General features: G+C 51.3%; 9 protein-coding genes. 2 read left to right on the forward strand and 7 right to left on the reverse strand.

The window, feature by feature from the left end:
* Positions 1-50 precede the first annotated feature (50 nt).
* Positions 51-1,139, reverse strand: coding sequence for a hypothetical protein (locus M0R30_RS14040; RefSeq protein ID WP_292548007.1), 1,089 nt, complete (start codon positions 1,137-1,139; stop codon positions 51-53).
* A 99-nt stretch (positions 1,140-1,238) separates the two neighbouring features.
* On the reverse strand, positions 1,239-1,928 hold the full coding sequence (locus tag M0R30_RS14045; protein ID WP_292548009.1) for a peptidylprolyl isomerase: 690 nt from the start codon (positions 1,926-1,928) through the stop codon (positions 1,239-1,241).
* A gap of 55 nt (positions 1,929-1,983) precedes the next feature.
* Between M0R30_RS14045 and cyaB the strand changes: the two genes are divergently transcribed.
* On the forward strand, positions 1,984-2,526 hold the full coding sequence (cyaB, locus tag M0R30_RS14050; protein WP_292548011.1) for a class IV adenylate cyclase: 543 nt from the start codon (positions 1,984-1,986) through the stop codon (positions 2,524-2,526).
* Positions 2,527-2,697: 171 nt separating this feature from the next.
* Here the strand turns inward: cyaB and M0R30_RS14055 are convergent, their stop codons facing one another.
* The 5 genes from M0R30_RS14055 to M0R30_RS14075 form a co-directional block, all read right to left on the reverse strand.
* Positions 2,698-4,428: a hypothetical protein gene (locus tag M0R30_RS14055; RefSeq protein WP_292548012.1), complete on the reverse strand. Its 1,731-nt coding sequence runs from the start codon at positions 4,426-4,428 to the stop codon at positions 2,698-2,700.
* A 332-nt stretch (positions 4,429-4,760) separates the two neighbouring features.
* On the reverse strand, positions 4,761-5,402 hold the full coding sequence (locus M0R30_RS14060) for a metallophosphoesterase (RefSeq protein WP_292548014.1): 642 nt from the start codon (positions 5,400-5,402) through the stop codon (positions 4,761-4,763).
* On the reverse strand, positions 5,399-6,517 hold the full coding sequence (locus M0R30_RS14065; RefSeq protein WP_292548016.1) for a TIGR04013 family B12-binding domain/radical SAM domain-containing protein: 1,119 nt from the start codon (positions 6,515-6,517) through the stop codon (positions 5,399-5,401). The genes M0R30_RS14060 and M0R30_RS14065 overlap by 4 nt, the downstream gene beginning before the upstream one ends.
* Positions 6,518-6,583: 66 nt before the next feature.
* The gene (locus M0R30_RS14070) at positions 6,584-7,054 is read right to left on the reverse strand and encodes a hypothetical protein (RefSeq protein WP_292548018.1); all 471 of its coding nucleotides are present in this window, start codon (positions 7,052-7,054) and stop codon (positions 6,584-6,586) included.
* Positions 7,055-7,098: 44 nt separating this feature from the next.
* A complete protein-coding gene (locus tag M0R30_RS14075) occupies positions 7,099-7,530 on the reverse strand; it encodes a DUF126 domain-containing protein (protein ID WP_292548022.1) in 432 nt (143 codons plus the stop codon).
* Positions 7,531-7,574: 44 nt separating this feature from the next.
* Here M0R30_RS14075 and M0R30_RS14080 point away from each other — a divergent pair.
* On the forward strand, positions 7,575-8,440 hold an 866-nt coding region (locus M0R30_RS14080), incomplete at its 3' end, for an AAA family ATPase (protein WP_292548020.1).

Below are 8,440 nucleotides of genomic sequence, written 5' to 3' on the forward strand. Positions count from 1 at the left end.
TTTTTAAGATTATCGAAAAAATGAATTTTTTATGATAAATAGTGTTCGGGTTATATTATGGTAAACGCGTTCGCCAATGAACCCAGCGTATTACTGCTTGAATCAAGAACTGACACGGTCCATGCACCCGCAGATGAACCTGCGGGAATATCAAATATTGCACGTGCCGATGTTGTGGAGAATGCTGAATAGGACGTACTCCAGATCGTGCTGCTACCGTAAGTTAGCTTCACCTTGCTGCCGGATCCAAGATTTGTTCCGGAAATATCAACAACCAGATTAGGAGATGCCGCACCGCCAATATATTGTGATGACGGAGATAAGGAATATATCGTCACAGTAGCAGACGTTGTTGTCGTTGTTGTTGATGTCGTTGATGTCGTTGATGTTGAATTGCCTTTCGTGATCGTAAACCCTGTCTCATACGTGTCAGACTGCCCATCTGCATTGGTAACCACGACATCCCAGTACCCGGTCTCGGTGTCAGAGGGGATGGTAAAGGAACATGATATCACCGTCGATGATTCAACTTCCACATCGGTCGCAGTAAGTGAGGTCTCCCCGGACTTTTTCAGCAATACTTTTGCCCCGGTGGCAAAATTCGAACCTTCGAGTTCGTCAATATCCACATCTGTCCCGGTCTGCCCTGAGTCCGGAGAGATGTCTTTTATTTTTGGTGCATATGCAGCAGATGTCGTAGCAGTAGTTACTATGGTCGTTGCTGTCGTTGTTGGTGCAGTAGTCACGGTCGTCGGCGCACCTATAGTGATGGATGAGACGCTCACGGTTGTGACCATCTCCGTGTACGCCTTTTCAAGGTTCGTCCGGCTTATCTTCGATGTCTTGGAATCAATCCGGTACCCCCAGCTCCCGTCTTTGTAGGGATACACCGTGGCGCGCTCGTACATATCCGAGGCTGCATCATAACTGACGATGAGCAACCCATTATTGAGGCTGGACGATGGATTTTTAACAATGTCCCCTTCGCTGTACAGCGCACCCGATGACGCGGCGGTTGTCGGACTGACCTGCGGGGTCGTGTCACTTGCCGGAGTGCTCTCGTCCGAGCACCCGGCAATGAAAACGCCGGCAACAAGGAGGGCAATAACTACGGGAATAACCCACGATGACCTGTTCATGAAGAACTGTACGTCATCACCCTATAAAAACCGTTATAGATCGACTTACCGGCTTTCAAATAAACTACGGCATACGCCGGACAGCGAATAAAAAAGGTATTACTCTTCTGTCTTTTCTGCTTTCTTCTCGGGTTTCTTGTAGGTCTCGACAAGGACGATTTCGGAGATGCCCTTGACGAGCTCGAAACCCTCATGGATGATCCGGCCGCGCCAGAGGAGCCAGCGGCGGTCATAGTTGATGCCCGGCGGAAGGGTAACCGTTGCCTTGCCGTCATCGAGGGTAATCTCCATCTCACGGCCGGCATATAACCGGATGAGTCCCTTCAACTGGTCGAGAGGTTCCTTGACCGCATCTTCGATCTTGTATTTGTACGTAAGGGTCTGCCCCGCAAGCGGTGCGTTGAAATCAACAATGACCTTGGACCCGATCACATCGACAACGGTGCCCTCGCCCATCTCCTCGATCTTCACGGGCATGCCGCGGACCGGCTTCTCGGAAAACTTGTTCTTCGGGAATGACTGGAGTTTCTTGGGGTCGCGTTCGCCAAATGCCTTGTCCGGAGAGACCGTGACCGTTCCTTCCGCTCCTGCCTTCTTGCCGACAAGTTCCTCGTCAAGGCCGATGATCACATGTTTCTGGCCGACACAGACCGTGACCGGGCCGTATACGGCATTTGCGCTGTGGATACCCGCAGTCTTTGCCTCGGCTTCATCGGTGGTGTCAAAAACCCTGTCGCCAACGCTGCCGGAATAGCTGAGCCTGATAAAATCTCCTTCTTTTATTGCCATGATTCACCTGACTATATTAAGTCGTAATCAAGACAGATAAACGTGTGGCACAACCATGCTCGAAATTGAACTGAAAGTCAGGATCCCGTCGCTCGCCCCGGTCCGCGAACAACTCACGAAAAAGCAGGCACAGTCATGCGGCCGGGTCCACGAGCATGACATCTATTACAATGCCCCTCACCGGGATTTCGGCGTTACCGATGAAGCGGTACGGGTGAGATATACCGATGACCACGCGGTCGTCACCTACAAGGGACCCAAGATAAAGAAGTTCGGCCTGAAAGCCCGCGAGGAACTGAACTTTGCCGTGGAGTCCGGAGAGGCCTTTGAGACCATGCTCACCCGGCTCGGGTTCACCCGTACTACTGAAGTCAACAAGTGGCGGGAGACATTCAAGCTGGGTGTGGCAACGATCTCGCTTGATACTGTAGATGAACTCGGGACATTCGCCGAAATAGAAGTAATCGCGGAGAATGATACCGATAACCCTACAGCACTGATTGAGAAGATTGCAAAAGAGATTGGAGCGAATGGCGAGCCGATCCTCGCATCTTATCTCGAACTACTGCTGGACACGCGTGCTGCTGTCCAATCATGATGCCTGATATTCTGTAACAGGGACATATTCACAGGAGCCAGAGATTCACATTATACCTCGTGGATCCGGTCACTCTTTTTTTCGATTCCGATACCACCATATGACCTTTAGGAGTTAAGGAAGATTCAACGACAGAGTACACATACAGACTGGACCGATCCTCATTCAGGATTACCCAACAGAAGAGCTCTCCTCACCATTTTCCCGATTCCCGGCAGATTGTATCCGGTGCACATCACGGATGATCACATAGAGAATAACAAAAAAGATCACAAACTTTACCGAATAGAATACAAAGGGAACGAAGGCATTGGGATTGGCCAGTAATGAAGTTCCTGCAAATGAATATTCCCGAACCGTCTGTTGCAATAAGAGGGGTGCTTCGACATACATGATGAGTTGCAGAAGGTAAAATAAGACGATCTGTCGGACCGAGTTACTTAAAAATAATGCGAGGAATGGTGTAATCCAGACAATGTAATGGGGAGCGAGAACTTTGTTCAACAAGATAAAACAAAATATGCTCAATAAAATCAGATAACAAAGCGTAGACTGCTCTCCGTCAAGGTATTTATAATACCAGTAAAGCAGTGCACATTCAACCACGACTAATAAGACCAGTGAAAGATGGACAAATGGCTCACTGTTAAAATAATACTGTGAGATCAGATCCATATAATAAATCCAGCTGCGGAAATATGCCTCCCGGCCAACGTGAAATGAATACGTCTTTAAAAAGACATGGTAATTTAAAACAATGAACGGGACGACCGTAAAAACGATAATACTACATGAAAGGAGTATGCCCTTTTTCAGCGAGTCTGTCGCTCCCTTGTTTTTTAGTGTGTACAGGATATAATACGGGAAACAGAAGACCGGGAACCATTTCGCCATTGTCCCAACGGTTGCTGAAACATAGGCCGGGATCTCTTTTCCGTACAGGAAAAGGAGGACGGATAAGACGAGGAAGAACGTGGGAAAGCTGTCATATGTTGCTGATACAAGAAATGCCGATGAAAACGCAGTAGCATACAGCACACTGCACAGGAATGCTTTTTGTTGCCCGAATAACCTGAGCGCAATAAAGTAGACACAGATCACTGTAGCTGAATCGATAAGGTGCATGAGGACCATGAACGACGGTAAATAAACAGATGAACTGTGAATGATCAGTGAAGGAATTGCAGCAATAAAGACCGGAATCAAAAAAAACTGGGGATATTCTATCATATAATCAATATAGGGAATTTTCCCTGAAACGGCAGAATTCATATAATCATAGTACAGGGTGATATCCTGGTTCACCCAGACCATTGTCGCAAACATGGAGATCGAAAAAACGATTATTTTTACAAAAACCGAGATGAAAATGATCAGGAGGAGCTCATTCAGGATCCTGGACCTTGTGTTCGGGGTTTCCTCAGGTTCTGATGCCTTACCCGGATCTCCCCATCGGTATGCTATTACACCCACTCCGATTATTACCGGGATGCCGAAAGGAATGCAAAAACCATTTGGGCCATTCAACAATAATCCGTACTGAACAATATCAGATAAAAGAAAAACAAGACCGCTAATTACGGTGATAATTGCAGAAAATTTTACATAACCGTCCTTATTTTTCACTATACTGAGGATCTGTATCACAAAACATGCAACAAGGAGAGATGCACCAGCATCCCACAATATCGCGGCAAATGCAGGCTGGCCGGGAAAATCCCGGGCGATTATGTCAAGACTTTTGTATAATATCGACGAGAGATAATTCCCAAAGATATCCTGCTGGTACCGGAAGAGAACCCATTGCAGTCCATTTCCTGCCCCCCTTCCAATAACGTAATAATTGATGGGGATTAAAAAAACCAGACTCTGGAGAATTAAGGGAATTTGTAATTTTCTCATAGGAAAGGCAAGAAAAATTATCACTGGTTATTATTGAAACATTTGCATTTGTTTCTTCCCGGAATAAATACCTGTTCTCCCGGTAAATGTCGGATTAATCCTGAAAAATCGTCAGGAACACTCTCGGCCACCAGAGTGGATGAAATCCAAAACCGAGCACATTCCTTCATCCACCATTGAACGTGAGGTTCCCGGGGGGATTTTTTTCTCTCTCAAATTTGGGAGAGATAATTGGACCTCGACAAAAAGAAAGAAAGCATCTGCTGCTCATCAACTTGAAAATAAAAGATTTTTGGCGGGGTTATCCCCGCCAACAATGGAGTGCAGCCAGTTTAAACAGTCAGCAGCTCAATCTTGATGTCACGCGCTTCGGTCCCGAAATGGAGCATTGCACAGTGCCCATCCATTGCCGGGCCGGGGTTGACGACCTTTACGCCGTCAACGTCCATGATGCCCCGGGCCTCGTGGATGTGGGCGCAGCACACGACATCAAACGATTTCATGTGCTTCCGGATGCTCTGGCTCCCCACGTGTTCCCCGGCAGGTTTGTCAAGGGTCTCGTAGGGAGGGGCATGGCAGAGGAGGACGTTGTGGACCGTCTTCTCCATCTTTTTCATCGCGCTGTTCAACACGTCATCTATCTGCTTGTCGGTCAGCTCGAACGGCGTGTTGAACGGGGTCGGGTTCGACCCGCCAACACCAACGATGGTCATCTTGCCAAGGTTGATCGAGGACCCGTGCATATTCACGGTGTCCGAGTGTTCGAGCGTCTCGAGGATCTCACGCGGGTCGCAGTTGCCGGGCACTGCAAAACACGGCACGTCAATGCGTGAGAGCACGTCATCGACCGCATCAACGGGACCCATATTGGTGATATCTCCTGCAATAAATACCGCTTCTGGACTCAACTCCAGAAATGAATCAATTTTACCGAATTGACCATGGAGATCTGCTATCAAAAGCACATCTTTCATGGTATATCATTTGAAGGGCGTCGTAAAAACCTTATCTCAGGATCGTTCCACGAACCGGTAAGTCTCCCCGTCAAAGCTAGTTTTCCGCAGCATTTTTCGGTCTCTGTCAGGAGTGTCCGCGCGGTTGTTCCGGCGAGAGGGGTCCCGGGCAACGGGATGAACCGGTGGACATGCACCTTACCGAAGCGGGCCACCCACTGAACCAGGTCAAGTGTCGCACGCTGGTCATCGTCGGTCTCGAACGGCAGCCCGACAATGAAGTCCACGATGGGCGTGATTGCATATTCCCTGCAGAGCTCGATGGCACTGATCACATCTGCAGTCGTATGCCCGCGATGCAATTGCCGGAGAACATCATCGCTCCCGGACTGGGCGCCGAAATGAAGTTTTGTATTTGCACAATAGCGGTTGACGAGATCGAGAGATTCACCGCATACAGACTCCGGGCGGACCTCGCTTGGGAACGTGCCAAAGAAGATCTGGTGCCGGCACTTACGGAAGAGGCGCTCGATCTTGTCAAAACGGGGGTGGGTCCCGTCAGACCCGTAGGCAAATGCGTTGGGAGTGACAAACCGGGATTGCTCGTGCCGTTCCGCGTACCGGGCAACCTCATCGATCGAACGGTGACGCATGCAGTGCCCGAAGATCTGGGGGGTCTGGCAGTAACCGCACGAGAACGGGCAGCCCCGGCTGATCTCGATATACCCCTTGTATTCGGAAAAGGCCGGATATGCGTCCAACCGGACGCTGGTATCAGCAGGCCGGTAATAATCCCCGGTCATTACCCCGGGTATTTTTCCTTCCCCTCCGTCACGCAAGTCTGCAAGAAGCCGGGGAAGCGTATACTCTCCCTCGCCAACAACAACATAATCGGCATATGCCGCAACCTCACGCGGGCATGCCGCAGCATGCGGCCCTCCAACAATGGTTAGACAGCCGGCCCTGTCAATCTCGTCACGGTACCGTGCGGCATTGAGTGACGTAAGGCTGTAGCAGGTGACGTCACCAGCCGGGGCCTCAACCGGGCCGAGGACGAATCCTTCGGTTTCACAGGCCGCATACAGGACAGCGAATGAATTTCTCGCCGCATGGATCTGACGCCAGTTGACCTGCATGATGAACGCATTACTGTACTGGCCTGACTGGTAAAAAAAGAAGTGTCCGCAGATTGCGGATTGTCGTTAATGTTCCCGGTAGGGAACGAGGACATCTGCAACCTTGTAGGTCTGGCCGTTCATCTCGGATACATGGACAACAACGCGATCGGTCTGCCGTGTCCCCTTCAGATCTACGGTATCATCCTTCTTTATGCCGAGACTGGCCGTCTTCACCTGACCGTCGGATGTATAGAGCGTGACTTCAATGGACTTCACCAGGTTCTGCCCGGTCCCGCCATTGAACACCACCGGGATTGTCCCGTCATAAACCTTCTCCTGGACTGTCACGGTTACCGCATTATTTTCAGGCACAACATCCGTAGGGGACGTTATAAGACCGGCCTCGGCAGCGGGAGAACCGGCATATGTCTCTGCTTTGGCGGTATCGGCAGGGCTCGTACCGGCCGGGCCGGTTGGGGTTGTACCGGTACACCCGGCAAAAGCAATCGCTGCACAGACAAGGAGGATCACCAGAACTGTGGTTTTATATTGCATACCAGATAGTGAGACCCGGGGTTATATGAGAGTTCCGCTGCCGGTTACGCCGCGGGACCGGGTGCTGCGTCCTTCAGCTCCCCGTCGTAGTCCATCCCGCCCTGCTCCCCGTCAACAGTAACAGGGACCGAATCTTTCAGCCGTGCGAGCGGGACGCTGATCCGGTCGATCATAGGGATCTGGCCGATAATGGCCCCGGTGGCGATGATCGCTTCTGCTTCCGTGTTGATGATTGCAGCGGGAGCGTGTCCGTTCCGGCTCAGGGCATAGAGCACATACGACCCGACCGTCGACCCCTTTCCGTACGGAAAAGCAAGCACTTTCCCGGCTATACTGGTACCCTGAAGGGGGTGACCTTTTTCAACGATAACTCCTGATTCCGGGTCAACTCCTGACAGGAACGAGATGGGGGCCGGGCTGACGAGCAGCAGTCCCTTGCCGGTTCCTTTCGATATCCCTCTTCCACTGATATGCAAAATCACACCACATAAATGGTTGAAGATGAACATATAAGAGTGATATGGAAGAGACTGCCGTCAATAATTCAGCGTCCTCTGGTGAACTCAAGTACCAGATCCAGCTCAACGAACTCGAGGCTGCACTTCTCGACCTGAAGGTAAAAGTTGAGGACCTCCAGAAAGAAAACGGCCAGCTCAAGCGCGAGAACAACCAGCTCAAGCGCATGCCGCTTTTCGTTGCCGTGGTTGTCGACATCCTTGAGAACGGCGAGATCTACCTCCGCCAGCAGGGCAACAACCAGGAATACCTCACAAACGCACCCGAAGAGCTCCGCCCGCTCTTAAAGCCGGGCGCCAAGGTCGCAGTCAACAACGCCCTCTCTATCGTCAAGGTGATCGGCAATATCTACGACTCCCGTGTCCGGGTGATGGAACTCGAGGAATCGCCCGATATCTCCTATGCACAGATCGGCGGGTTGGCAAACGAGATCAAGGAAGTGCGCGAAGCGGTGGAATACCCGCTGACCCGGCCCGAAATCTTCCAGCGCATCGGTGTCGAGCCCCCCAAGGGGATCCTCCTGTTCGGTGCACCGGGTACCGGCAAGACCCTGATCGCCAAAGCGGTCGCCCATGAGGCAAAGGCCACCTTCATCCGCATGTCGGGAAGCGAACTTGTCCACAAGTTCATCGGAGAAGGGGCCGGGCTGGTCCGCGAACTGTTCCAGCTGGCCCGCGAGCGTGCTCCTGCGATCGTCTTCATCGATGAGATCGATGCAGTCGGCAGTATGCGGACCAATGACGGGACGAGCGGCAGTGCCGAAGTCCAGCGCACGCTCATGCAGCTCCTGGCCGAGATGGACGGGTTCGACAACCGGGGCGATGTCCGGATCATGGCCGCCACCAACCGTGCCGACATGCTCGACCCGGC

This window comes from Methanoregula sp. (assembly GCF_023227875.1).
Taxonomy (GTDB): Archaea; Halobacteriota; Methanomicrobia; order Methanomicrobiales; family Methanospirillaceae; genus Methanoregula.

Bases quoted from the DNA above. Each gene is read 5' to 3' on its own strand.
- M0R30_RS14040 (WP_292548007.1), bottom strand. From the start codon at position 1,139: ATGAACAGGTCATCGTGGGTTATTCCCGTAGTTATTGCCCTCCTTGTT.
- M0R30_RS14045 (WP_292548009.1), bottom strand. From the start codon at position 1,928: ATGGCAATAAAAGAAGGAGATTTTATCAGGCTCAGCTATTCCGGCAGC.
- cyaB (WP_292548011.1), top strand. From the start codon at position 1,984: ATGCTCGAAATTGAACTGAAAGTCAGGATCCCGTCGCTCGCCCCGGTC.
- M0R30_RS14055 (WP_292548012.1), bottom strand. From the start codon at position 4,428: ATGAGAAAATTACAAATTCCCTTAATTCTCCAGAGTCTGGTTTTTTTA.
- M0R30_RS14060 (WP_292548014.1), bottom strand. From the start codon at position 5,402: ATGAAAGATGTGCTTTTGATAGCAGATCTCCATGGTCAATTCGGTAAA.
- M0R30_RS14065 (WP_292548016.1), bottom strand. From the start codon at position 6,517: ATGCAGGTCAACTGGCGTCAGATCCATGCGGCGAGAAATTCATTCGCT.
- M0R30_RS14070 (WP_292548018.1), bottom strand. From the start codon at position 7,054: ATGCAATATAAAACCACAGTTCTGGTGATCCTCCTTGTCTGTGCAGCG.